Raw genomic sequence first — 2,260 nt, 5'->3', positions numbered from 1 at the left:
GATGATCCTCAAATTCTCATCGCTTACTGGCAACGTCTCTCGAAGCAGGCGGTAATCTCTTGCGCCGGCGCAATTCAATTATTTTTTGAAGAAGCTGAACGTCAAGCGAAGCTTCCGCAAAAAATCACAAAAAAACAGAATGCCACAACAAACACAATTTGGTCGCCTTTTGGCGAACTGACTAAAATATATAATTCGGCAGTAGAATTTGCTCAAGCCCTCTTCCCGCAAAGTACAAAAGCCGATGAAGCGGTAAATGATGAGATTGCCACGTCGGCGAGTACGCCTCCGCGCAATGACGGGGAAGAATCCACTCCTTCAATACATCTTCCTATCCCTTCAGAAGCCCCCGCGACTCCCTTAAATACCATTGATAATTCGCTAAAAGAAACTGTAGGATTCCCGAAACCCTACACTGATATATCGGACACGAAGAATAAAGATGGGGGTAATTACTATGTTAGTCGGGTAATAGACGGTGATACAATTACATTAAATAGCGGAGAGGATGTTCGTTTAATCGGCATGGACACGCCGGAGCGTGGCGAAGATTGTTTTGAAGAAGCAAAACAAAAAATGGAATTAATGGTCTTAGGAAAAGATGTTCGTCTGGAAAAAGATAAAAGCGAAACTGATAAATATAATAGATTACTTCGCTATATTTATGTAGACGATACACTTGTAAATGCCGAGATGCTGAAAGAAGGATACGCGCATCTTATGATAATATCGCCAGATACAAAATATTACAGCGTTTTTAAATCATATGAAGAAGAGGCAAGATTTTTTGAACGTGGATGTTTATTTCAAAAAGACGGCGTAGGCGGAGCCGGCTTAGAGTCGGAAGCTTCTACATATACAGGCTGGTCTTCTGCTGGTGGAAGCTCAAAACCGCAACCGCAAGCAGAGGAAAATAGCGAACTTCAAGAAGAGTCAGAACCCCCTCTAGATTCCCCTTCGGAAGGAGGAGACGAATCCGAATTTGAAAACCCGCCGAATGATGGAGATGAACAAGAACCCGAAACTCCGCCGGATGATGGAGGCGAGCTTGAATTTGAACCAGAGCCGGAACTAACACCTGAGCCCGAAACACCACAAGATAAATTATTAATAAGCGAAATACAGATTGACGGAGAAACGGCGAGTGATGAATTTATAGAAATATATAATCCAAACGATCATGATATTTCGCTTGACGGTTGGTCATTGCAATATCGTGGTTCTGGTTCGGCGAGCTTTAAAAAGAAAAATTTTCTATCAGACGCAAAAATTAAAAAATATAGTTTTTATTTAATAGTGCATAAAAATTATTCTGCGAGTACTACTATGCCCGCCGATATGGTACAGAGTACAATATCGCTTTCTGGCGTCGGCGGAACTGTTTTTTTAGTTCGTGATAATATTTTTATAATAAACGGAGAAGAAAACACAATCAGCGATAAAGTAGCATATTATAATGGTGAAAAGAGTGGTGACGATTGGCTTTCACCTGAAACGTTTGAAATTGATATTGCCGAACTTTTGGAGGGAGGAAGTTTTGAAAGAAAATCTAACGCCTCTTCAACTTCAGAATCAATGATAAAAGGCGGGCTAAATCAATTTGAAGGAAATGCCTACGATACAGATAATAATAAGAACGATTTTATTTTAAGAGAAGCAAGTCAGCCACAAAATACAAATGCCGCGCAGGAAGATCCAGGTATTCAGCATTATTTTGAACCCGAAATTTTGTTGGATGATAAGAATGAATCTGAGCCAGAACCAGAGCCACAAGAACCGCCAAAAAATTATTTATCTTGTGAGAGTTTGATTTATGAAGATCATAATAATACTCAAGGGCAGGTAGATTATACAAAACGGATTGATCTTCCTGAAATAAAAGGAACCGTCACATTGGACGCAAATACAACTTATTATGTTGACGACCTAAATGGCGCTCGCATACCTGTCGGCGCAAAATTAATTATCCCAGAAGGTGTTGTAATAAAGTTTGGTAGGTGGCGATGGGGTGGATGGATGAATTTTCCAATTAGCATGCATGTTGAGGGAAGCTTGGAAATAAATGGTTCTGTTTCCAATCCGGTTATTTTCACAACTTTTCGTGATGATGAACATGGTGAAGCGATAGATATTTCCGATACTTCTCCTGCGCCTGGTGATTGGGGTGCGCTTCAAATTGATAGCGGGAATGGCGAAACAATCAAAGTTCAGAATACAAAATTTTTCTATGCCGGCGCAAACGAAGGGTCTGGTAACGTAA

Annotated in this window: 1 protein-coding gene and 1 pseudogene; both read left to right on the top strand. The window is 40.5% G+C overall.

What is annotated here, in order from left to right:
• The first annotated feature begins 12 nt into the window (after nucleotides 1-12).
• Nucleotides 13-783, top strand: a pseudogene (locus COU51_04220) (hypothetical protein).
• 327 nt (nucleotides 784-1,110) lie between these two features.
• On the top strand, nucleotides 1,111-2,260 hold a 1,150-nt coding region (locus COU51_04215), incomplete at its 3' end, for a hypothetical protein (protein PIR66384.1).

The organism is Parcubacteria group bacterium CG10_big_fil_rev_8_21_14_0_10_36_14, from assembly GCA_002772895.1.
Lineage (GTDB): Bacteria > Patescibacteriota > Patescibacteriia.
This window is presented reverse-complemented; position numbering and strand designations above follow the sequence as displayed.